This is a genomic window from Streptomyces sp. rh34 (assembly GCF_002551245.1).
Classification (GTDB): Bacteria; Actinomycetota; Actinomycetes; order Streptomycetales; family Streptomycetaceae; genus Streptomyces.
The window spans coordinates 67,778-86,709 of the sequence record NZ_NTGZ01000004.1 but is presented as its reverse complement, the minus strand read 5'-3'; the positions used below and the strand labels follow the sequence as shown (position 1 = coordinate 86,709).

The 18,932-nt window shown below is 70.3% G+C and carries 33 protein-coding genes; 12 read left to right on the top strand and 21 right to left on the bottom strand.

Going from position 1 to position 18,932, the window contains the following annotated elements:
• The 4 genes from CR470_RS02265 to CR470_RS02250 all read left to right on the top strand — a co-directional run.
• Positions 1 to 207 (top strand): hypothetical protein (locus CR470_RS02265; protein ID WP_218923748.1); only part of this gene is annotated, 207 nt, incomplete at its 5' end.
• A 52-nt stretch (positions 208 to 259) separates the two neighbouring features.
• Positions 260 to 661 carry a hypothetical protein gene (locus CR470_RS02260; protein WP_097865891.1) on the top strand — a complete coding sequence of 134 codons (402 nt, stop codon included), beginning with the start codon at positions 260 to 262 and terminating at the stop codon, positions 659 to 661.
• A 189-nt stretch (positions 662 to 850) separates the two neighbouring features.
• Complete coding sequence (locus CR470_RS02255) at positions 851 to 1,051, top strand: hypothetical protein (RefSeq protein WP_097865890.1); 201 nt, start codon at positions 851 to 853, stop codon at positions 1,049 to 1,051.
• Positions 1,042 to 1,464, top strand: a complete 423-nt coding sequence (locus CR470_RS02250) for a hypothetical protein (RefSeq protein ID WP_097865889.1) — start codon at positions 1,042 to 1,044, stop codon at positions 1,462 to 1,464. The genes CR470_RS02255 and CR470_RS02250 overlap by 10 nt, the downstream gene beginning before the upstream one ends.
• Before the next feature lie 74 nt (positions 1,465 to 1,538).
• Here CR470_RS02250 and CR470_RS02245 read toward each other — a convergent pair whose 3' ends face one another.
• A complete protein-coding gene (locus CR470_RS02245; RefSeq protein ID WP_097865888.1) occupies positions 1,539 to 2,195 on the bottom strand; it encodes a hypothetical protein in 657 nt (218 codons plus the stop codon).
• A 244-nt stretch (positions 2,196 to 2,439) separates the two neighbouring features.
• On the opposite strand from CR470_RS02245, the gene CR470_RS02240 reads away from it, so the two are divergent.
• The 8 genes from CR470_RS02240 to CR470_RS02205 all read left to right on the top strand — a co-directional run bounded on the left by CR470_RS02240 (position 2,440) and on the right by CR470_RS02205 (position 8,234).
• The gene (locus CR470_RS02240; RefSeq protein WP_097865887.1) at positions 2,440 to 2,718 is read left to right on the top strand and encodes a hypothetical protein; all 279 of its coding nucleotides are present in this window, start codon (positions 2,440 to 2,442) and stop codon (positions 2,716 to 2,718) included.
• A gap of 84 nt (positions 2,719 to 2,802) precedes the next feature.
• On the top strand, positions 2,803 to 3,681 hold the full coding sequence (locus CR470_RS02235; protein WP_097865886.1) for a hypothetical protein: 879 nt from the start codon (positions 2,803 to 2,805) through the stop codon (positions 3,679 to 3,681).
• Positions 3,678 to 4,076: a hypothetical protein gene (locus tag CR470_RS02230; RefSeq protein WP_097865885.1), complete on the top strand. Its 399-nt coding sequence runs from the start codon at positions 3,678 to 3,680 to the stop codon at positions 4,074 to 4,076. The genes CR470_RS02235 and CR470_RS02230 overlap by 4 nt, the downstream gene beginning before the upstream one ends.
• 25 nt (positions 4,077 to 4,101) lie before the next feature.
• Positions 4,102 to 4,476 (top strand): hypothetical protein, encoded by a 375-nt coding sequence (locus tag CR470_RS02225; RefSeq protein WP_097865884.1) that lies wholly within the window; start codon positions 4,102 to 4,104, stop codon positions 4,474 to 4,476.
• A gap of 65 nt (positions 4,477 to 4,541) precedes the next feature.
• Entirely contained in the window at positions 4,542 to 5,108 is a 567-nt protein-coding gene (locus CR470_RS02220) for a hypothetical protein (RefSeq protein WP_097865883.1), read from the top strand.
• On the top strand, positions 5,105 to 5,674 hold the full coding sequence (locus CR470_RS02215) for a helix-turn-helix domain-containing protein (protein ID WP_097865882.1): 570 nt from the start codon (positions 5,105 to 5,107) through the stop codon (positions 5,672 to 5,674). Before CR470_RS02220 ends, CR470_RS02215 begins: the two co-directional genes overlap by 4 nt.
• A gap of 377 nt (positions 5,675 to 6,051) precedes the next feature.
• Positions 6,052 to 6,882, top strand: a complete 831-nt coding sequence (locus CR470_RS02210) for an MmyB family transcriptional regulator (RefSeq protein WP_097865881.1) — start codon at positions 6,052 to 6,054, stop codon at positions 6,880 to 6,882.
• A gap of 302 nt (positions 6,883 to 7,184) precedes the next feature.
• The gene (locus CR470_RS02205) at positions 7,185 to 8,234 is read left to right on the top strand and encodes a PhlD (protein ID WP_097865880.1); all 1,050 of its coding nucleotides are present in this window, start codon (positions 7,185 to 7,187) and stop codon (positions 8,232 to 8,234) included.
• 234 nt (positions 8,235 to 8,468) lie between these two features.
• On the opposite strand, the gene CR470_RS39325 is transcribed toward CR470_RS02205, so the two are convergent.
• From CR470_RS39325 to CR470_RS02110, 20 genes are all read right to left on the bottom strand, one after another.
• Positions 8,469 to 8,633, bottom strand: coding sequence for a hypothetical protein (locus CR470_RS39325; RefSeq protein ID WP_179892104.1), 165 nt, complete (start codon positions 8,631 to 8,633; stop codon positions 8,469 to 8,471).
• 215 nt (positions 8,634 to 8,848) lie between these two features.
• Positions 8,849 to 10,057: a hypothetical protein gene (locus CR470_RS02195; RefSeq protein ID WP_097865878.1), complete on the bottom strand. Its 1,209-nt coding sequence runs from the start codon at positions 10,055 to 10,057 to the stop codon at positions 8,849 to 8,851.
• A gap of 126 nt (positions 10,058 to 10,183) precedes the next feature.
• The gene (locus CR470_RS40235) at positions 10,184 to 10,660 is read right to left on the bottom strand and encodes a hypothetical protein (RefSeq protein WP_097865877.1); all 477 of its coding nucleotides are present in this window, start codon (positions 10,658 to 10,660) and stop codon (positions 10,184 to 10,186) included.
• 118 nt (positions 10,661 to 10,778) lie between these two features.
• Entirely contained in the window at positions 10,779 to 10,904 is a 126-nt protein-coding gene (locus CR470_RS40230) for a hypothetical protein (RefSeq protein WP_257138352.1), read from the bottom strand.
• 113 nt (positions 10,905 to 11,017) lie between these two features.
• Positions 11,018 to 11,659, bottom strand: a complete 642-nt coding sequence (locus tag CR470_RS02185) for a nuclease-related domain-containing protein (RefSeq protein WP_097865876.1) — start codon at positions 11,657 to 11,659, stop codon at positions 11,018 to 11,020.
• On the bottom strand, positions 11,659 to 12,243 hold the full coding sequence (locus CR470_RS02180) for a hypothetical protein (protein WP_097865875.1): 585 nt from the start codon (positions 12,241 to 12,243) through the stop codon (positions 11,659 to 11,661). The genes CR470_RS02185 and CR470_RS02180 overlap by 1 nt, the downstream gene beginning before the upstream one ends.
• A complete protein-coding gene (locus CR470_RS02175; protein ID WP_097865874.1) occupies positions 12,240 to 12,971 on the bottom strand; it encodes a hypothetical protein in 732 nt (243 codons plus the stop codon). Before CR470_RS02175 ends, CR470_RS02180 begins: the two co-directional genes overlap by 4 nt.
• Entirely contained in the window at positions 12,968 to 13,192 is a 225-nt protein-coding gene (locus tag CR470_RS02170; RefSeq protein ID WP_097865873.1) for a hypothetical protein, read from the bottom strand. The genes CR470_RS02175 and CR470_RS02170 overlap by 4 nt, the downstream gene beginning before the upstream one ends.
• Positions 13,189 to 13,425 carry a hypothetical protein gene (locus CR470_RS02165; protein ID WP_097865872.1) on the bottom strand — a complete coding sequence of 79 codons (237 nt, stop codon included), beginning with the start codon at positions 13,423 to 13,425 and terminating at the stop codon, positions 13,189 to 13,191. The genes CR470_RS02170 and CR470_RS02165 overlap by 4 nt, the downstream gene beginning before the upstream one ends.
• Positions 13,426 to 13,571: 146 nt before the next feature.
• Positions 13,572 to 14,105: a helix-turn-helix domain-containing protein gene (locus CR470_RS02160; protein ID WP_097865871.1), complete on the bottom strand. Its 534-nt coding sequence runs from the start codon at positions 14,103 to 14,105 to the stop codon at positions 13,572 to 13,574.
• Positions 14,102 to 14,746, bottom strand: a complete 645-nt coding sequence (locus tag CR470_RS02155; protein WP_097865870.1) for a hypothetical protein — start codon at positions 14,744 to 14,746, stop codon at positions 14,102 to 14,104. The genes CR470_RS02160 and CR470_RS02155 overlap by 4 nt, the downstream gene beginning before the upstream one ends.
• 208 nt (positions 14,747 to 14,954) lie before the next feature.
• Complete coding sequence (locus tag CR470_RS02150) at positions 14,955 to 15,356, bottom strand: hypothetical protein (RefSeq protein ID WP_097865869.1); 402 nt, start codon at positions 15,354 to 15,356, stop codon at positions 14,955 to 14,957.
• 2 nt (positions 15,357 to 15,358) lie between these two features.
• Positions 15,359 to 15,547, bottom strand: a complete 189-nt coding sequence (locus CR470_RS02145; RefSeq protein ID WP_257138349.1) for a hypothetical protein — start codon at positions 15,545 to 15,547, stop codon at positions 15,359 to 15,361.
• On the bottom strand, positions 15,547 to 16,038 hold the full coding sequence (locus tag CR470_RS02140; RefSeq protein ID WP_097865867.1) for a hypothetical protein: 492 nt from the start codon (positions 16,036 to 16,038) through the stop codon (positions 15,547 to 15,549). The genes CR470_RS02145 and CR470_RS02140 overlap by 1 nt, the downstream gene beginning before the upstream one ends.
• Positions 16,035 to 16,502 (bottom strand): hypothetical protein, encoded by a 468-nt coding sequence (locus CR470_RS02135; protein ID WP_097865866.1) that lies wholly within the window; start codon positions 16,500 to 16,502, stop codon positions 16,035 to 16,037. The genes CR470_RS02140 and CR470_RS02135 overlap by 4 nt, the downstream gene beginning before the upstream one ends.
• 86 nt (positions 16,503 to 16,588) lie before the next feature.
• Positions 16,589 to 16,771, bottom strand: coding sequence for a hypothetical protein (locus CR470_RS02130; protein WP_097865865.1), 183 nt, complete (start codon positions 16,769 to 16,771; stop codon positions 16,589 to 16,591).
• 58 nt (positions 16,772 to 16,829) lie between these two features.
• Positions 16,830 to 17,051 carry a hypothetical protein gene (locus CR470_RS02125; RefSeq protein ID WP_097865864.1) on the bottom strand — a complete coding sequence of 74 codons (222 nt, stop codon included), beginning with the start codon at positions 17,049 to 17,051 and terminating at the stop codon, positions 16,830 to 16,832.
• Positions 17,048 to 17,284 (bottom strand): hypothetical protein, encoded by a 237-nt coding sequence (locus CR470_RS02120; RefSeq protein WP_097865863.1) that lies wholly within the window; start codon positions 17,282 to 17,284, stop codon positions 17,048 to 17,050. The genes CR470_RS02125 and CR470_RS02120 overlap by 4 nt, the downstream gene beginning before the upstream one ends.
• 110 nt (positions 17,285 to 17,394) lie before the next feature.
• Entirely contained in the window at positions 17,395 to 17,937 is a 543-nt protein-coding gene (ssb, locus tag CR470_RS02115; protein ID WP_097865862.1) for a single-stranded DNA-binding protein, read from the bottom strand.
• Complete coding sequence (locus CR470_RS02110; RefSeq protein ID WP_097865861.1) at positions 17,934 to 18,854, bottom strand: hypothetical protein; 921 nt, start codon at positions 18,852 to 18,854, stop codon at positions 17,934 to 17,936. The genes ssb and CR470_RS02110 overlap by 4 nt, the downstream gene beginning before the upstream one ends.
• Between the last annotated feature and the right edge of the window lie 78 nt (positions 18,855 to 18,932).

Sequence of the window (18,932 nt, the reverse complement as noted above, 5' to 3'; positions counted from 1 at the left end):
CCCACCACGCCCCGGAAGGCCACCACGATGACCGATAACCACCCCACCGGCCAGAACCCGACCCCCGCACACACCGCCGCTGGCCTGGCCATCGCCCTCTGCGGACTGCTCACCCTCACCGGCGAGCAGCTCCAGCACCTCGGTGGCGCCGTCGCCGTCCTGGGCGGCGTCTGGCCCATGGCGGCCGGACTCGGCCGGCGGACGTGAGTTTGCTTCCTCCGGCACTTGCAGAATGGCCTCACCCGACCTGGAGAAGAGAATGCCTGCAACCGACTCCGACGCCCACGTTCAGCACCAGTGGATCCTCACCCACCCCGACCAGGACCGCGAGGACGTCCACATCGAGCTGTGGACCGACGGCTACACCGTCCGCGTAGACGGGGGCGACGACGAGGACAGCGAGCAGGGACGCCCCGCCGTCGACACGCTGCTCGCCAAGTACCGGGCGGCCAGCTACCGGGTGGCCCACGACTACCCGGTGAACGACCCCGAGCCCATGGACGACCCGAAGCCGGACCCGGCCGAGCCTGCTGACCGGCCCGACGCCTGCCCGGAGTGCGGCAGCGAGATCGAGTACCAGGCCGAGCATGCCGCTCACGGCCGGTCGGGCCCGGCGTGGCTGTGCCTGGGCTGCCGGTGGGGCGAGTGGCTCAGCCCGTGACGTCAGGCGGTCCTGGGCAACGAGGAATGCAACCGGCGATTCCTGGTCGGCCTCGACGACTGACGCGTCGGTCGCCCCATCGCCCCCTGCCCGGTTCGGGTGGGGGGCGACGTGTTTCCGCCCGGCCTGTCAGCCCCCGATGCCACAGTAAGCCCAGCACAACCGCTCACCGCACCGAGGAGACCGCCCGTGACTCAACGCCCCACCACCGAGCCCGAGCAGCCCAGCCGGCTTCAGCGCGCCATCAGCTTCCTCATCCGCGCCCACCGCACCCTGCGCGAGGTGACCGCCGCGACCGATCACGCGGCCAAGCTGCTCCAGAAAGTTCAGGCCGCGTGGCGAAACTGGGTTCAGGCAGCCGAGCAGCGAGGAGACCTCCGATGGACCTGACCCGTGACCCGCACCGCAGCATCCGTGACGCCGCCGACAACATCCGCGAGTACAACCACCTCACCATCAACGGCCCCGAGGCGTTCTACGGCGAGCACCAGATCATCAACCACGCGCCCCCCAACATCGGGGAAGCCGTCGGTGCCCTGTACGTCCTCTTCGAACGCCTCCCCCAGGCCGTCGACCAGACCGCGTCCGCCGTACGGCACGTCGAGGAACAGCAGGCCATTCGCATGGCCAACGGCGATGAGCCCGGCGAGGCCGTGTCCCGGCTGCTGCGGTCGCTGATTGACGCCCGGCAGTCCATGCTCCTCGCCCAGACACACCTGCGGTCCGCAGTGCAGGTGTCGTCGAACATGGCCGGCCACTGGCTGGGCGACGACCAGCTCGAGGACACGGACACCAACGCGTAGCCGCGCCGCGACGCAGACCGAAGCCCCCGACTGCAGCATGGTCGGGGGCTCAGTGCTGTGTGGTGGGCGTGCGGTTACTCCGCGGTCTCGTCGTCGCCGGGGGGCGGCGGGAACAGTTTGTCGAACTGGCGGGCCGTCACCGCCATCGCGAGAGCAGCAGCCGGACCAGCCACACCGGCCTTCTGCACGAGGTCGTTCACCGCCTCGCTCTGCACCATCCCCTGCATCAGAAGCATGAACACCAACGCCCCGACGAAGTACAGCGCCAGCTTCCGCTGAGCCTCCCGGGACAGTCCGGCGCCCTGCGTCGTGGCGAACGTGACGCCCTGGACGCCCAGCTCCTCCAGGTCCCCGCCGGCAGCATCCGGCAGCTCGGCGTCCAGGTCCAGGGATGCGGCCATCTCCGCGACACGGGCCAGCGTGTCCGTCATCCCCGCGTAAGCACTGTCGCTCAGGCGCAGGCCCTGCACGGATTCGATCAGGCGCTCCGCCCACGAGGTGTCCAGCACGGGAAGGCTGACCTCGGACAGAACCCGGGAGAAGTTGAGGACGGTCGGCTGGATCACGTTGGTGATCCCTGCCGATACCTCGTCGCTCATGAAAGTCAGCGCAGGGAGGAGCCGGTCGAGGGCCGCGGCGAGGTTCTCGGTTTGCTCGGGTGTGATCTCGGCGATGTGCTGGGCGAGTTCGGGGCTGATCTCGTACTCGTCGTCTGGGGTTGCGGTGGTCATGGCGGGAGCTTGGCACAGGCCTCTGATGATCCCCGAACCCGTTGAGGCTGCTGCCGGGCGGGTGGTAAGGCGCGGGGAACCCAAACCCCTCATTCGCATGGCTATGCAATACGTTTCGCGGTATCATGGGGCATCGCCCGCACGAGCAGGGGGAGCATCCGGCCGCCACGGGCTGACCCTGGAATAGCCCCCTTCCCCGGGCCCCAACCGCCCAGCGAGCCCACACCGCCACCTGGAGCCCCTGATGCCCGACACCTTCGAGACCCTGATCGCCACCTACATGCCCCGCCTCATCGACGCGTTCGGTCTCTTCGCCGACAGCTACGAGGACATGCCGCCCGCTGAGGCTTTCAAGCGGGCCCTGGAAGACGCGGCCGAAACCCTCGACGAGGACGACATCGACGTCGAGAGCCTCGTGCACGAGGCGGCAAGCGTCACCCAAGGCGACCTGACGGGCGAGAGGTATCGCATGTGGATGCGGCAAACCCTCGACCCGATCCTGGCCGCCCGTGAAGCCGCGTAGGCCCCGTAACCACGTCCGCGCCCGCCCGGGTCGTAGCCGGGCGGGCGCCCCGCCAGCCCCGCACACCACCACCTGGAGCCCCCGATGACCGACACCACCCCCACCCCCGCTGACCGCCCCGCCGACGGCCGCACCACGTGGCCGACCGCCGAGCCTCTCCAGCAGGCCGCCGACCTCCGCCGGGCCGCTGGTGACCCGCTGCTCGCCGACTGGCTGGACGCGACCGCCAACGCCCTGGCGTGGCTGGCCCCGTACCGTGACAACGAGCCGGGCTACGGCATGTGGGAGGCCGCCCTGGCGGTGGCCCGGCAGCTCCTCGGCACCACCGAGGGCGGGGACGGCCGCTGCCCGGTGATGACCCCCGGCGGCCGGTGCGAGAAGGACGCCGACCACCGCGCTGGCCGCTGGCCGGACGACCCGCACGTCCCCGCTGCCCCGCCCGCGCCTGCCGACCGGGCCGCGACCTGCATCTGCGGGCACCCCGAGCAGCAGCACTTCGAGGACGCCTGCCAGGCCTGCGACTGCGGCGACTACATCGAGCCCCAAGACGCCCGTCAGGTGATCGCCCGGTGGCGGCAAGCCGCCCTGGCGAACCGGGACCTGCGCCGGGCCACGACCCTGCGCGAGGGTGCCGGCCTGATCGAGCAGGCGCTCATCCACTCCGTCACTCCGGCGGCCAGCGAGCGCGACGAGACCTGGGATCAGGCTGTGCGCGCCGCCGCGGCCGAGCTCCGTGACGTGGCCGGTGAGGCTGCCGCCGGGGAGCAGCAACCCACCACCGCCGACCGGGCCACCGCACTCGGCATGACCCCCACCGAGTACCGGCAGAACAGCCACACCACCGCCGTCCACCAGATCCGGGACGCCGCCAAGGGCCTGTTCGCCGGGACCGCGCTGCGGGTCATGGACGCGCTGGCCACCACGCCCGCTGCCCCTGCCGCGCCCGAGGAGCCCACACGATGACCACGCCCGACCTCAGCCTCGAAGCGATCCGGGCCGAGCTGCAACGCCTCACCTCCCTCGCGGGCAGCGCCGAACGGCCCAAGCCCACCCGCATCAACGGCCCCGACCACCAGTGGCCCGGCCACGAATGGGACCTGCGCGAGATGACCCCGCGCGGCGGCACCAAGGAGAAGGTCTGGGTGATCCGCACCGTCGACGAGCAGAACACAGCCGACGGGCTGGTCTACATCTCCTCCCCGGAATCGATGTACCCCGGGCTGGACTTCGTCCCGCTGTACGCCTCCGACGCCCGGCACCTGGCCATGGCGCTGCTCGCCGCCGCTGACCGCGCGGACCACGTGGCCGCTGGTATCCCGCGCCTCGAAGACCACCGCCCCGCCCCTGCTGCCGGGTGATCCCGGCCCACCGAGGAGACACCACATGACCGCCATGACCATGCGCCAGATCCGAGAAGCCCTCGGCCACGTCACCCCCGGCATCCCCGACGCCATCGTCCAGCCCACCGAGTACGAGGTGTCGATCCTTCCCGAGGGCGACATCAACCGACACGTCTTCGCCATCACCGTGGAGTACCGGGGTGTCGACCAGTGGGCGATCACCCGGCACGGCATGTGCCTCGGCAGCGACGGCGAATGGGCGGAGGGGATCAAGCCCCACGACCGTGGCGACGACTGGCTGAGGGCCCACCGGTTCGACCTCACCACCGCGCTCCGTCTCGCGCGGAAGGCCGCTCCGCACGTCGTCGTCAACGGGCACTCCGCGCTGGACGCCTACCGCCGCACCCCCGCCGTCTGACGCCCCTGCCCCTGTGGGTGGCCGCCCCACCCGGCGGCCACCCCAAACCCGGAAGGACCACGACCGTGCAACGCACCCTTGCCGGACGGCAGACGGACGTTCTGTTCGACCTGTCCGACTACCCGCAGGCACCAGCCCGTCCCGGCGAGGCTGCACCCTTGCCCGAGCAGCAGCAACAGGACGACCGGAAGCCTCGGTACGAAGCGGCCAGCCGTATCAAACGACTCGCCATGTCTCACCACGAGCAACAGGCCATGGGCTGGACCCCCGAACAGGTTGCGGACCACCGAACGTCGATGGCCGACGCACGCATCGCCCTCTGCATCGCCATAGGCAACACGGTCAACGACATCGACCCGGCCTCCGGCTACAGCACGTCCCGCACTTCCTACGACAACGCCCGCAACTCATGGATTCGATTGATCAAGAGCCACGGGTTCAGCGCCATGTACGAGCAGGCGCCCCTGACGCAGGCCCGCGCATTCTGGGCGGAGCGACGCCCCCAGTACCTCGCGGGGGATGACTGGTTGGCCGCCGGGCTGGTCGCGCACCGCGCCTACTGGCTGCCCCTGGGGCGCCCATGTAACCGCCCAACGTGCGACGAGCACGCCACCACAGAGGGGGTCCGGTGACCACCCAGCCCGACCGCGACCTCCGCGCACAGGTGAAAGCCGCCCTCGCCACCGCACGCATGAGCCAAGCCGAAGCCGCCCGCCGCCTCGACCTCAGCACCAAGCACATGAGCCACATGCTCACCGGCCGCGCCACCCTCACCCTGGACTGGGCCGACCGCATCCTCACCCTCTGCGGCATGACGCTCGCCGTCGTAGCCATCCCCGACATGGGCCAAGCTCACCCCATCCAGCCCCGCATCCCGCTCGACGACCTCACCAGCCACGCACTCGACGCCCTGTACGACGAACGCGACCGGGTCAGGAACGCGTGGAAGGAGTCGCGCGCCCGGTGGTGGAAGGCCAACGCCCGCATCGACGACCTCGACGCCCGTGTCCGCGAGCTGGAGGCCGAGGTGGCCCGCCTGACCGCCGGGCAGTGCCTCGACTCCCGAGCCATGTGCGAGAAGCACCACGCCCCGCCGGTGGCCGGCTGCCCGTACCCCCGATGCCGGGCCGCCACCGCCACCAGGCGCGCAACCACCGCCCCGGCACCCGGACACAACGAAGGCGCGGCCGGCACCTAAGTGACCGGCCGCGCCTCACCCCTGCCCCGCCCCGACCCCCTGAACTGGGATCAGAGAAATGGCGGGAAGCCCCGAACCGCCTGCCGCGCTGCGATACGCACAAGCGTTCCGAGAACTCCCCGCCACATTCCGGACAGGTAGTGGGTAATTCCCTGCTGCACGGACCAAACCGAACACCGTTCACGGTTTGGTCGGGATTCCCACACATGCCCCGCCCGCCCAGGACGCTGCGAGACTCCGCAGGCCAGCGGGACACCAGCTCAGCATCACGGGTAAACAGCCGGTTTTCTAGGGTTAGTTTTTAGCGCTAAAAACCATGACGCCATCTAGGATTTCAACAGCACCAGATGCCTCATACACCGGGGGAAAGTAGGAACATGAGCAAGGCGAGTAAGGCAGCCCTTCGTAAACTCCTGACGGAGCGTCGGGCGCTGATCGACCCCGCAGGCCACGGCTTTTCCCGCCCCAGCAAGCAAGGCCGACGCGCCCCCGGGCTGACCCAGCAGCAAGTCGACGAACTGACGGACCGCACAGCAGGCACGTACCGGCGCCTCGAGTCCGGCCGGTACCCGAACCCGCGCGTCGACTACCTCCGCGACGTTGCGACCCTCTTCGCCCTGAACGAACAGGAATGGACGTCCCTGTGCCGGTACGCCGGTATCGGAGACCCGCCCGGGCCCCTTACCCCCGCCTCCGGGAAGCAGGTCCCCGGCGTATGGCAGGAAGCAGTCGACGGCATGCTCCACCCCGCCTATGTCACCGACGCCTCCTGGGAGCTCATAGCCCACAACAAGGAGTTCGCTCGCCTGTTCCCCGACGGCGCTGTACCCCGCAACACCATGCGGTGGATGGCCCTCGAGCCCGGCGGCCGCCACATGCTCACCGACTGGCACACCGCCTGGGCGCCCCTCGTCCTCCCCCAACTCCGGGCCGCCCTGGCCTCACGCCCCGACGACCCGATCCTCCGCCGCCTCGAACGGGATGTCCTCGCCGACCCGGACTGCGCCCCCATCTGGACCGGGGCCGTCGCCCACATCCACCCCGACGGCGACGAACGGCCCCTGCTGCACGCCGAAGACGGGCCGGGCTGGGTCACGATGTGCGCCGCCCAGCCGATGACGGCCCCCGGGGCCCGCCTGATCGTCCTCGTGTTCCATGCTGGGGAGCAGCGGGCTCACGCCCGTACCCCCGCCCTCCGGGCCCCCTGACCCACCGCCCGGCCGGCGGTCGGCCCGCAGCCTCAGTGCACGGTCGCCGCGGCCCCGGCCGACGACCCCTCAGACGAAGCCCCCTGCACGCTCCACCCCCATCGCGCAGGGGGCTTCCCCATGCCCCGAACCAGCCTGGGAACCGAAGGCGCCACCCCTCCCGTACCACCGGTCACACCCGCCCCGACAACCGGAAACAGACCGTACGCCCCGTTCTTCAAGCCCCTGATCAGGGGGAATGCTGCGTGACACGTGCCATAGGTTGTGCTGACCACCGCCGCCCAGGCCTGCCGGAGGATGTCGTGCCCGCCTACATAGCCCGCCCCACCACCGTGTTCCCCCAGCACCAGATCACCACCACCCAAATCGCCGACGACATCCGCCACCACCACCCCGACCACCCCAAGCTCGCGGCAATCCTCCGCATCGTCGCGAATACCGGGGTGAACACCCGGTACTTCACCCGCCCCCTGGACGCCCCCACCGTGTCCGGCGAGGCCGGGGTCGGCGACCGGGCGGCCACAGCGTTCGGTGACGCCCTCGACCTCGCCACCGAGGCAGCCCGCCGAACCCTCACCGCACACCACCTCGCCCCGGTCGATGTGGACGCGGTCATCACCACCCACTCCACCGGCTGGGCCGTCCCCAACATGGACATCCACCTGGTGGAGCGACTCGGGCTCCGTGCTGACGTCCGCCGTATCGCCCTCACCACCCTGGCCTGCGCCGGCGGCACCCAGGCGTTGATCCGCGCCGTCGACATGATTGCCGCACGCCCCGGCACCCGCATCCTCGTCGTCGCCGCCGAGACCATCTCCGCCGTCTACAACCACCAGGACAACGCCGTCGAGCACATGATCTACAAAGCGCTCTTCGGTGACTCCGCCGCCGCGACCATCGTCACCGGCGAACCCTGCGGCCCCGGCCTCCACGTCGCCACCCCCGACGACACGTACGAGCACGTCCTCCCCGACAGCCTCACCCGCTACAACGGCAGGGTCGACGCGGCCGGGTTCCACTTCGACAGCACGAAGGCCGCGCTCACCGCCGCCGATGATGTCCTCCCCGACCTGTTGAAGTGGCTGGGCCCCGACCTCGTCGACTTCGGGGTCATCCACCCCGGCAGCCAGCGCATCATCGACGACACCGCCCGCGCGTTGGGCCTCGACGCCCACGACACCCGGCACAGCACCGACACCCTCGCCCAGGAAGGCAACCTTGGCGGGCCGTCCGTCCTGCGGATCCTGGAGCGCACCCACACCGAACCCCCGGCGGCCGGCGCCCGCGGCGTCATGGTCGCCTACGGGCCCGGTTTCAACACCGCGGCTATCCGCGGCACCTGGCACGCCTGACCCGCCCCGCGCCCCCGCGTCGGCCCGCACCCGATCGGGGGCAACAAACCGCGCCAGCGGGCACAGCATGGAAGACATGAGCCCTTCCCATCCCAGCCCGGCGAACCGTCCTCTCGCGGTCGGCGACGGCATCCACGGATTTGCCCACGGCGCCTTCGGCCGCGACCACCACCGCTGCGTTCGCATTGAGGCGGCGGGACCCGACTGGATCGTTACCCGCGCCCCTGGCTCTGTTCACGTCGCAGAGCAGCGTTTCGGCAGCAGTTCGGGAGGCACCCGCCCGCGTCCGATGTTCACGAGAACGGACAGCACCACGGTGGCGACCGTCCGCTCGCCGTCGTCCGCGCCGCGGCGGCCCGAGCAAAAGCGCTGGCCACGGGCGAGTGCAGTGGTGGCCATCGCGCCGTTGCCGACCGCGGGCACGTGCCTCCCGTTCTCGTGAACATCGACTCGCGGGGGCACCGGGCGCCTCCCGAAACCGTGAACAAGTGCTGCTCGAAGTCGTGAACAAAACCACGGGGTGGTCCCGCCTCGAAGCCGATGCCACCACCGGACACACAGCAGAGCGGCCCCCACCCAGACGGGCAGGGGCCGCTCTGCGTGCGCAGCGTTTTCTACAGCTTGTGCCGGGCGGCGATCTTCTGGAAGTCCACCTCGTTGATCACCGCGTCGAGCTCAAGGCCCTCCATCGGGAAGTTCGGGTACACCGGGCCCGTGAACGCCACGTTCGTAAGCGACACCCCGTCCGGGAGGGCCTCGTTGACCGCCTGCCGCCAGTCCCGAGCGATGCCTGCAATGTTGTACTGCCCGGCGGCGTCGCCCAGGGCCGCGATGGCACTCTCCTCGATCGTGCCGTGAGGGGTGTAGTTCCCCCAGGCTCCGAGCGTCGTGGCGTGCCGGGTCAGCTTCAGGTAGATGCTGCCCGCCGCCCCTGCTGCCGGACCTCCGGCCTGACCGTTGATGACCTTCAGCCCCTTCTTGGCGGACCACGTGGCGATGTGGGTCAGGTTGGTGACGTCCATGCCGTAGTTCGGGGTCTGGCCGTCGCCCTGGTTCGGCTCCCAGTCGCCGTCGCGCCAGGCCTTCGCGTCATCCGTGAATGGCCCGCAGGTGTGCTCGGCCCCGGCACCCAGGGACCAGCCGGTGGTGTCACCGGCCTTGCGCAGGTACAGGCCGCCCGCGTTGTCCTCGAACAGGTCGACGGAGAACTGCTCCCGGCGCTGTGCCTCCAGGATCAGCCGGCCCCGGTCGGCGATGTCCTTCACGGTCGGCTCGCTCTTCCCAACGCGGCGGGCCAGGACGGCGTTGCCGCCGCGGCCGAAGGTGTCGATGGCGAGGGCGTAGGCGGCCTGCCGGGCCTGCGTCTTCTCGGCGGCGATCTCCTGCGCCTTCTCGGCCTCGGCGGTGGCCCACTCGGCGAGCAGCAAGTACGCCTCGGCCTCGCCCGACTCCTCGGAGCCTTCCTCGTAGTTGGCGACGCCGCGTACGTCGGTGGTGTCGAAGAGCGGGATCTCGTTGTCGTCATCGTCGACGTCGAGTGTCACGCCCTTCTCGGTCTCGCGGACGCTCTCCTCGTAGGAGTTGCGGGCTTCGGTGTAGTCGCTGGTGTCATGCCAGTCGAGGTCCGCGCCGTGGGTGTAGAGGACGGCGAACCGGTTCTGGCCGGCGGGGTCGGTGTAGGCGCGGACCTCGATGGTGAGGTTCTTGTCGCTGGTGTGCGTCTCGTGGAGGAGTTCTCCGGCTTCGGCGGCTGCTGCGTAGTCGTCTTCGAGGTCGGCGTCGATGTTGAGGCCCTGAATGGTGGAGCGAATGACTCGCAGCATGGTGATCTCCTCGGGTTGTTCGGGGCTTCCCCCGCCGACAACTCAAAGTTAGCACCCCCCTAAGATTGAAAGCAAGGGGGCTCCTAGGATTCACCCGGAAGGGTGACGGGGGCGAGAGCCGACCCACTACAGGTCGAGCACCGCCCACACCCTGCGCCCGTCCTCCGCCGTGTCCGTCCCGCACGACACCGCACCCAGCCCCGTCAGCTCCGGCAGCACCGCGTCGTCGGCGACCGCCAACCCCGGCCGGTGCGATAGGGCCACGATCAACGCCTGCCGGTTCTGGTCCGCGAGGTGTACGGAGACGCGCCGGCCGCCGTCCGCGACCGCGGTCCGCACCAGCAGCTCCGTCAACGAGGACGCCGCCTCGTCGACCTCCCGGTACCCCCACTCGTGCAACCGGCCCAGCACGTGGGCGGACGCCTTCTGCGGGGACCAGGCCGCGGCCTCCAGGGACCAGTTCGCGCTACGCCGATTCCGCACCTGCATCCGCGCCCGGGCCGTACCCACCAGGCTCGCCTCCGGGCGCGGCGGCGACACGGGGCGCTTCGGCGGTGGCGGGGTCTTCGGCGGGTAGTCCGGAGTGTGCTCAACGGCAGCCATCAGCGGCCTCCCAGCTCGACGCGAGCACTCATCGTAGAACCAGGATCTACACCCGGTCAGCGCCTCCGGATAACGCCACCTTGTCGAAGGCCTTCCGTTGCTCCCGCGGGCCGACCGGTCAGGCCGCGGTCGGCTTCCTCGCGGGGAGGAGCGCCCGGCACGACGCACACAGCGGGTTCCCGCCGTGCCCGTACCGGTGGGTGGGCTGCTGGCAGGAGGCGCACGGGCCGGTCTGGACGCTCATAACCCCAGCGTACGACCGGTACGGCAACACCGCATGGAGGGTCCGGACGCAACGAAAGTGGCCCACCACCCCAAGCGGGGCAGTGGGCCACAAGCAGGGCGGCACCCTCACGATCACCGTACGCGGCGCGGCCCCGGGACGTAAGGCAGCAACACCCTGTCCACCCGGGCCGCCACCGCAGCTGCCCGGGCCGGGTCGTGAACCTTCGGGGCGGCGGCCAACGTCGGCACCAGACGGGCCGGCCCCAGGACGTAAACCGGACCGCTCCAGCCATCCACCCGGGCCTCAAGAAACCCGCCGGCCACCAGGGAGCCGTGCACCACCACCAGCGGCAGCACCGACACCCCCGGCATGCCCAGCGCCGCCTCGATCAGCCGCGCGTAGTTCACAACCTTCTCGACCTGGTCGTGCCGGTCCTCGTCCCCGCAGAACACCCGCCCCGACACTTCCGTCGTGGTGCGGCCGCAGTGCCAGTTCTTCGTGTCCAGGGCGACTACCGCAGTACCGCACGGCGACACGGCAACGTGATCGATGTTGAACCGGCGGCCCCGTAACCGGAGGTCGTGCCGGATCACCCATCCCGGCCGCCCCAGTGCCTTCCGAAGCCACCGACGCCACCACGGGCCGTTCAGCGCGCGCAGGAGCCGCTCAGTGGCCTTCTCGCCCTTCGCCCCGTGCTCCCATTGGGCGGCCAAGCCATCCGCCTTCTGCGCGCGCAGGACAGCAGCCTGGGCGGCCGCACTGTTCCGGCCCATCACAGCGACTCCCCCCGACGGCGCGCCCGCGCCTCCAGACCGCACTGCTCCGCCGTCAACCCGAAGTACTGGCCCAGCTCGACCCACACCGCCGTCCACGTCCGCGCCTTCCGGATACGGCCCAGGGTGCGTTGCGCGGCGTCCGGCGTCTGGCGTTGCAGGTTCAGGGCGGCGACCGTAGCGACCCGGGCCTGCTCCTTCGCTTCACGGGTCTGATCGCCAAGGTGCCGGTTCTCGTTCTCCAGGCTGACCGCCCACCGCCGGGCCCGGTCCCGCTCGTCCACGGCGGCCGTCAGGCGCTCCCGCAGAACTTCCGGGTCGTCGTCCTCCGGCCGGTACCCGGGGGCCAGCATCCGCTCGTACCGTCCCCGGTACGCCAGGCAGCCCTCGCATGTCACCGTCGCCTTCAGCAGCGGCCCCTGCTGAGTGGAACTGCCGCAGATCGCCGGGCCCGTCGCCCACGCATCGAACGCAGGCAGCCACTGGTACACGGACAGGTGGATCACGTCCGGCTCGGAGGGCAGATTCAGGCGGGCCACCGGCACCAGATACCGGCGCGTCAGGTCCTCAGCTGTCTCGGTCATGCCGCCCCCTCCGCCTCGCCGTGGCACGAGCAGGTGCACCGGGCGTCGCAGAACTTGCACCGACCCGGCCGCTTTTCCCCCTGCTGCCCTGTCATCGACTGGCAGTACGCGTGCTCACCGTGCAAGCAGCCCGTCGACAGGTACACGTGGCCGGCGGCGGGATGCTCCTCGGCGAACGCTTCGACGGCACGCACCGCAGCTCGGTATCGGCGGGCCTTCGCAACGGCGGCGTCATCCCAGCCGTGCCGCTGCTGCATTTCCTCCATGGCCCCGTGGACGCACGTCTCGTCGTGTACGTCCTCCTTGCAGTCCCAGCCGAGCAGCACCGCCCACAACCACGCGTCGACCCGGTACTCACCCCAGTCCCGGGAACTGGTGGCCAGGAGACGCTGCAAACCCTCGAACATCAGGGCCAGCGTCCGCAACGTCTCCTCGGCCTTCTGGCCACGTGCCAGGTTGGCGTTGATCCGTTCCGTGAGCGGCCGCCCGAACTGCTTCTCCATAGGCGACGGGGCCCACCGGCGCATCGCGTCCCAGAACAGGCGGGCCGCCTCGTCGGGCTCGTAACCGGGCCCGTACTCCAGGCGACCGTCAGGGTGGATAGTGACGAGCGGGCCGTTGGCTCCGGGGATGCTGATGCTCGCGGTTGATCTGACGTCCACGGCCGTGATCTGCATGAGCTTCGTGTTGTCGAGGACGAAGGGGGACGATTCAGGCTGCTGAATCATGCTGCGGTCTCCTTGGGGTTCCAGGTGTCGGGTCCGGGGATGGTGTGCACCCGTCGGCCGTTGTGCCAGGTCGGCCAGTAGCGGCGGGGCCGGGTGTCATACACGGCGGGCAGGGTGTGGTTGCCGCGGCAGTCCCGTCCGGGGCCGTGGGGCCACAGGCCGGCTGCGGTGACGGTGATGAGCCGGTGGCAGTACGCGCACCACCCGCGCCGGGCGGTCACCGGGGGCCGTCATCGGGCCGGGACTGGCGGACCAGCGCCCGGTCATCCAGACGCCGCAGAATCACCCGGGCCAGCGGCGCCATCGCCACGGCTATGGCGAGACCACCCACAGCGCTCACGATCAGGTGCAGCCACATCGGGGCGCGCATGGCGCTGATGAACACCCCGTACGGGACGGCGCAGAGGATGAGGAGGGACAGGTAGACGCTGCTCGAACGGTGCTTGCGGATCACAGGGACTCCAGGGTGATGTGACGGTGGGTTACGGCTCGGGGTGTCCCGGGCGGGCCCTACCGGTGGGTAGGCGTCTCCGCCCGGGGCCAAGGGGATAGATCGATCAAGGAATCGAGGGAGGGGCGGGCAACGACACACGCCGTCGGTCACGCTGCGTCGTCGAGAACAGCCGGTTCGAGCAGTCCCCGCTCCACCGCGACCCGCACCGCAGCCTCCCGGCGCCCGTACGGCAGGTGCGCTACGTCCAACTGCCGGTACACCTCCGACATCCGGGCGGACACTGACTCCCGGGACATGCCGACCCGCACCGCGATCCGGGACAACGGCGCCCCAGTGCGGGCTTCGGCCAGGATCTGCACCTGCCGGGGCGTCAGGACCGGCTGCTGCTTCCGCTCGGGCATCTGCCACTCGTCGGACAGCAGGTCGCTCATCGACATGCGTAGGCCGTGGCACAGCTGGGCGAGGCGGGCCACGGGGAGACTGGTGTGCCCGGCTTCGGCGAGCCCGACGTACTTCTTGGTCACGCCGGCCCGGGCGCCAAGCTCGGCTTGGGACCAGCCGCGGTGCAGCCGTTCGGCACGGATGCGGTCACCGATGTCGGCGGCCAGGTCGTCGAGGTCCGGGGATGCGGCGGGCCCGCCACCCGAAGGCGACGGGCCCACCCGGGCAGGGGCGGTCACGGAGTCGCCTCGGGTGCAGCAGGGTCGGCGGGCGTCTTGAACCCGCCGCGTGCGACGGCCCGGCGGACAGCACGGGCGTGGTGCTCCCAGTACGAGCGGTCATCCTCGTCGAGCCGGTCCCAGCTCGGACCGCGCGGGTCGAACCTCTGGTTCAGCCACGCCGCGAGGGTGCTGGCAGCGGGTTCGGCGACGCCGGTGCACTCGGGCCCGCAGAAGGCGTGCTCGCCCTCGCCGTGAGCCTGCTCCCGTTCGTGGTTCCGGCACGGGTCGCCCGCCTCGGCGTCGCAGACGTCCGGCACGGGGCCACACGGCAAGCTCTCGGGCCCGGCAGGCGGGGCGGGGGTAGAACCGCAGCAGATGCAGGACGGCGGGCACGGGCACTCGCCCTCGTAGTGCTCCGGGTGCACGCAAACAACGGCGCGACCGTGGATGGCCACGCTCCACTCGTCGCGGTCGTTGCCGGAGGTCGCGACCATGTGGTGGGCGGTGACCGCAGCAAGGGCCAGCGTGGCGTGCACCTGGGCTTCAGTGAGCATCCGGGTGACAGTTTCGGGCCTGGCCTGCCCCATGATGTTGGAGCTGGCGCGTCGGAGATCGTCGAGGATTCCCTCAGCCTTGCGGTAGTGCTCGGGACCGGTCATGGGTCAGTGCTCCTTCGGTGCGGTGTCGGCGGGCGGGTCGATGAGGTTTGCGCACTCTCCGGGGATCACGGCTGCGTCCCACCAGTTCCAGTCCGCGCCCTCCCCGGAAGAGAGCGCGTTGCGGAGCCGCTCCCCTCGATGTGGGCGTTCGCGCGGGGTGTGCTGAGCCCGGCCTGCTGGAGGTACGCCAACACGGCGGCACGGTCGGTCATGCGGCACCGTCCAGCAGCGGGTTGACGTCGGGGTGGGTGTAGCGGATCGGCTTGCGCAGCGATGCCGCGTACTGGATCTCCGCACGGGTGCTGTCGCCGATGTAGTCCCCCACCACCAGGACCTCGTCCGCGAGGCGGATTTTCGCCCGGTGCAGGTCGTCCAGGCGGATTTTGAGCGGCGCCATCAGCATGTCGCCGGCCCACAAGGGGTGCGGCTCCTTCAGGTTGCAGCCCGGCGCGACGACGATGTGGCCGGCCGCGGTCTCCCGGAGGTTCGCCTCCTGCATGTCGGCCATAAACCGGGTGCTGCCGCAGATGACGACGATGCGGGGGATGCCGAGGGCCTGCTTGCCCTGTTCGAGCTTCTCCTCGGCGGTGAGGTACTGCGCGTACGACATGGTCAGCTCTCCTTGCGGTAGGCGCGGCGGGCCCGGCGGGCGCGCATGCGGGCGAGTCGTTGGGCGTTGGTGGGCTGCTCCCACTGGTGGCCGCCCTTCCCGGGCAGGTACTGCCAGCCGTGCGGGTTGTCGTAGCCGCACCACCGGCACCCGTCCGGGTTCGGGGCGGTCCGGTGACGGATGACGGGCATCACGTGAGGTCCTTGGGTGTGCGGCGGAAGCGGTTGGCGGGTCGTCGTGGGAGGGGCGCGGATGGGGTGACGGCGGGCGGTCGCGGTGGGGGAGCCGGTACGGGCCGGGGCGGTGCTGTGACAGCCGTGGGAGGCCCTGGGCGGGACGCAGGCGGTTCCGGGATGTTCGGGTGCCACACCTCCACCCACACCCCGCCCTCGCGCCACACACATGCCGTACGGTCCGGCACGCTGTAGTCCAGGGCGGGCAGCACATCCCCCGCACCCGACCGCCGGGCGACCTCCACCTCCTGCCGGGCCGCGAACACCGCCAGCGCCCCGGCGGGCGGCAGCACGTCCAGACGGGCGGACATCATCGGCAGACCGTCCGCGGTGGTCGACTGCACCCAGTCGGTCAGGTCGGCGTGGCGGCCGGCCCCGCTGTCGTGCCAGTCACGGATCAGGCGGGCCTTCGCCAGGGCAGTGTCAGCAGTAGGAACCGTTGTGGTCATGCGGCACGCTCCTCGGCCCACTCCCCGCCCGGGACCAGGCGGCGCAGCATCGTGGCCGGCTCACGCCACCCCTTGCCCCGGTTGTCCAGGAGGTACTGGGCGTGCGTGTCGCGGGCCGGGGCCGTCCGGTAGGTGATGACGTGCCCGTCGGTGCAGCGGACAGCGAACAGGCAGGAGTCCTCCTCCCGCTTCCGGGCCTCATCGACGTGCGCGTTGTGAAGGTTGCAGGCGCGCTCACCGCCGACCGTCTCGTACCAGGCGCCGACCTTCGGGAAGTGCTCCCGGTAGAAAGCCCGCAGGGTGCCCAGGTCGTCGGTGACCTTCTGGAGCTCGGCGTTCTCGAACTCGGGCCCGTAGTGCTCGGCGGCGTACGAGAAGCCCTCGATGCCGACCTTGGAGACGAAGCACTCGAACTCGAGGAAGTCGTAGTCGGACCAAGGGGTGGGGTTCTGGATGCTGGTCATGGGTCAGTTCTCCTTGCGGTTGGTGAGGATGACGCCAGCGGCGATTCGCATGGCGACGATGAACACGGCGGTGAGTAACAGGTACGTCATGCCGCAGCCCACAGGCGTTCCGCGGCGATGCTGTGGGCGGCGGCCAGCAGCCGGCGGGCAGGCCGGGCGCCCGCCTGGGCGGTCAACTCCGCGGTCAGTGCGGCCTCGCTGCGGCCGGGGGTGAGGAGCAGATCTGCGAGCTGCTCGGCAGTGGGCAGAGGGGCAAGGACGTCGGTCATCGGGGTCCTTCCGGGTTAGGGGTGGGCCCGCCCGTCGGGCGGCCCCGGGAAAGAGCGGCTACCGCGTGTAGTAGTCGTCCGGGTTGTCGTAGCCCTGGTGGGTGGCACCGTCCTTCAGGAGCCGGGTCGGGCCGGCCGCCGAATGCACCTGGTAGGCGTAGTACGCGTTGCCTTCAGCCCGGTTGTCGGTGGCGGTGTCATACGTGCCGGCCGTCTCCCACCTGTTGGCGGAGTAGTCGTAGGTCTGGAGCTCGAACACGGGGGCGGAGGGCGTGGTCATCGGGGTCCTTCCGGGGTGGTGATGATGCGGTAGTTGCGGTAGTCGTAGCGGGCCCATGCCCACTGTTCGGCGTGGTCGCGGGCGAGCGCCTGGAGGGCGGTGCGGGCTTTGGGTTCGGTGGTGGGGGTGACCCGGGTGACGCTGCAAGGGACGGTGTATCCGTCGGGGTCAAGAAGGCGGAGTTCCTGCACGGGTGGCCCCTTCGGGGTGGTGTTGTGCGGTGCCACCACCATACCCAGTTTCGTATTGCATAGCAATACGTTTCACGGTCCAGGGGGAGACCAGGCACGGCAAAGGGCCCGACCCCCGAAAGGACCGGACCCTGTGCCGCGCCGAAGCTGCCTCAGAAAGGCGGCTCGTCGGAGTAACCCCCACCCTGGGAACCCCTCCCCCACCCACCACCAGCCGGCGCACCGGCGGACGTCCCCGGGTTGTTCGACGCCCACGGATCCTCCGCCGACGCCGCACCCTGCTGCGACCTCCCCTGACTCCGGCCCTGACCCTGGCCGCCGGAACCGCTCGAGGACACCTTCGTCACCTTCGCCGTCGCACGGGCCAGACTCGGACCGATCGAGTCGATCAGCAGCGCCGACGCCGACCGCTTCTCACCCTGACCCGTCTCCCACTTCTCCGTACGGAGTCGGCCCGACACCACCACCTCCATCCCTCGCGACAACGACTCCGCGATGTGCTCCGCCGCCTGATCGAACGCCTTCCCGTCCACGAAGAACGTGTCACCGTCGACCCACTCGTTCGTGGCCTTGTCCTTCTTCCGCGAGTTGAACGCCAGGCGCACCCGCACCACCGCCTTCCCCGACCCGGCCCCGAACCGAAGCTCCGGGTCATCGATCAAGCGGGCTGTTCCGTGCATCGTCGGCAAGCTCATGCCGCACTCCTCATGTCGTTCTGGTTGATTTCGTTCCGGGGGATGTACACGCGCCGCCACGGCACCGGCCGGCCCGCCGCACGGGCCTCACGGTTCATCCGCACCCACGTCTGACCCACCGCGGGGCCCGTCATCCCCAAACGGGCCCCGATCTCCTCCGGGGTTTCGTTGCTCCACTCCATGAGGTGGCTGATCACCTCACGCTGCGCCGCACGGTCCAGGACGACGGACTCGCCCAGCAGGAACCGGGCCACCACGTCATCGCCTTCCGTGAACCCCGGTACGGGTGCGTCCATCTGCGGGACCGCGGTCGGGTCGTCGATCGTGTCGTCGTCCCACGCCAACGGCGGTGCCCACCCCTGGCGGGCCGCCATACGGCGTGTCCGGTCAGCGACCCACTGCTTCACCCCGAAGTCCTCCGGGCGCTTGTTCCACAGCAGGTCGTACTGGGCGGCCACCCCGCGGGCGACACGGGCCGTCACACGGTCGACGACCATCGACCGGGCGAAGTTCGAGTTCTGAATGCCCAGCCGGTCAGCGATGAACTTCTGGCTGAACCCCAGCGTCTCCAGGGCGTGCACCCGGCGCCTGGTGCCCGTCGGGTCGATCCGGGACCCGTCCGGGAAGTCGGCCAGCGTCGGCCAGTACCCGAGGATAAGTTCCGCGGTCTCCGTACGGACCAGTTCCCCCGGCGGGTTGTTCTGGTCACCCCACACCAGGTACTCGAACGCCGTGTACGGCAACCCCAACCGGACTGCGGTAGCCCGCACAGGCATACCCGCCTCACGGACCCGCTCCAGATGCTCCCTTACCGGGGCGGCTGGCACGAACGGCTTCCACACCCCGAGACGCTTCTGCTCCCGCCGGCGCGACGCCCACCGGGCGTGCGCCGCCCTCTCCTGAAACGTCCGCGTCATGACGCCACCTCCTCGACGGCCGCGTCCAGCTGCTTCCGGTCTTCCAGTAGGGCGAGGACGGTGTTCACGGTCTGCACG

What these genes read in the sequence shown, in the direction of transcription:
- CR470_RS02260 (WP_097865891.1), top strand. Translation starts at nt 260, where the DNA reads ATGCCTGCAACCGACTCCGACGCCCACGTTCAGCACCAGTGGATCCTC.
- CR470_RS02250 (WP_097865889.1), top strand. Translation starts at nt 1,042, where the DNA reads ATGGACCTGACCCGTGACCCGCACCGCAGCATCCGTGACGCCGCCGAC.
- CR470_RS02245 (WP_097865888.1), bottom strand. Translation starts at nt 2,195, where the DNA reads ATGACCACCGCAACCCCAGACGACGAGTACGAGATCAGCCCCGAACTC.
- CR470_RS02240 (WP_097865887.1), top strand. Translation starts at nt 2,440, where the DNA reads ATGCCCGACACCTTCGAGACCCTGATCGCCACCTACATGCCCCGCCTC.
- CR470_RS02235 (WP_097865886.1), top strand. Translation starts at nt 2,803, where the DNA reads ATGACCGACACCACCCCCACCCCCGCTGACCGCCCCGCCGACGGCCGC.
- CR470_RS02230 (WP_097865885.1), top strand. Translation starts at nt 3,678, where the DNA reads ATGACCACGCCCGACCTCAGCCTCGAAGCGATCCGGGCCGAGCTGCAA.
- CR470_RS02225 (WP_097865884.1), top strand. Translation starts at nt 4,102, where the DNA reads ATGACCGCCATGACCATGCGCCAGATCCGAGAAGCCCTCGGCCACGTC.
- CR470_RS02210 (WP_097865881.1), top strand. Translation starts at nt 6,052, where the DNA reads ATGAGCAAGGCGAGTAAGGCAGCCCTTCGTAAACTCCTGACGGAGCGT.
- CR470_RS39325 (WP_179892104.1), bottom strand. Translation starts at nt 8,633, where the DNA reads ATGGCCACCACTGCACTCGCCCGTGGCCAGCGCTTTTGCTCGGGCCGC.
- CR470_RS02195 (WP_097865878.1), bottom strand. Translation starts at nt 10,057, where the DNA reads ATGCTGCGAGTCATTCGCTCCACCATTCAGGGCCTCAACATCGACGCC.
- CR470_RS40235 (WP_097865877.1), bottom strand. Translation starts at nt 10,660, where the DNA reads ATGGCTGCCGTTGAGCACACTCCGGACTACCCGCCGAAGACCCCGCCA.
- CR470_RS40230 (WP_257138352.1), bottom strand. Translation starts at nt 10,904, where the DNA reads ATGAGCGTCCAGACCGGCCCGTGCGCCTCCTGCCAGCAGCCCACCCAC.
- CR470_RS02185 (WP_097865876.1), bottom strand. Translation starts at nt 11,659, where the DNA reads ATGGGCCGGAACAGTGCGGCCGCCCAGGCTGCTGTCCTGCGCGCGCAG.
- CR470_RS02180 (WP_097865875.1), bottom strand. Translation starts at nt 12,243, where the DNA reads ATGACCGAGACAGCTGAGGACCTGACGCGCCGGTATCTGGTGCCGGTG.
- CR470_RS02175 (WP_097865874.1), bottom strand. Translation starts at nt 12,971, where the DNA reads ATGATTCAGCAGCCTGAATCGTCCCCCTTCGTCCTCGACAACACGAAG.
- CR470_RS02155 (WP_097865870.1), bottom strand. Translation starts at nt 14,746, where the DNA reads ATGACCGGTCCCGAGCACTACCGCAAGGCTGAGGGAATCCTCGACGAT.
- CR470_RS02150 (WP_097865869.1), bottom strand. Translation starts at nt 15,356, where the DNA reads ATGTCGTACGCGCAGTACCTCACCGCCGAGGAGAAGCTCGAACAGGGC.
- CR470_RS02145 (WP_257138349.1), bottom strand. Translation starts at nt 15,547, where the DNA reads ATGCCCGTCATCCGTCACCGGACCGCCCCGAACCCGGACGGGTGCCGG.
- CR470_RS02140 (WP_097865867.1), bottom strand. Translation starts at nt 16,038, where the DNA reads ATGACCACAACGGTTCCTACTGCTGACACTGCCCTGGCGAAGGCCCGC.
- CR470_RS02135 (WP_097865866.1), bottom strand. Translation starts at nt 16,502, where the DNA reads ATGACCAGCATCCAGAACCCCACCCCTTGGTCCGACTACGACTTCCTC.
- CR470_RS02130 (WP_097865865.1), bottom strand. Translation starts at nt 16,771, where the DNA reads ATGACCGACGTCCTTGCCCCTCTGCCCACTGCCGAGCAGCTCGCAGAT.
- CR470_RS02125 (WP_097865864.1), bottom strand. Translation starts at nt 17,051, where the DNA reads ATGACCACGCCCTCCGCCCCCGTGTTCGAGCTCCAGACCTACGACTAC.
- CR470_RS02120 (WP_097865863.1), bottom strand. Translation starts at nt 17,284, where the DNA reads ATGGTGGTGGCACCGCACAACACCACCCCGAAGGGGCCACCCGTGCAG.
- ssb (WP_097865862.1), bottom strand. Translation starts at nt 17,937, where the DNA reads ATGAGCTTGCCGACGATGCACGGAACAGCCCGCTTGATCGATGACCCG.
- CR470_RS02110 (WP_097865861.1), bottom strand. Translation starts at nt 18,854, where the DNA reads ATGACGCGGACGTTTCAGGAGAGGGCGGCGCACGCCCGGTGGGCGTCG.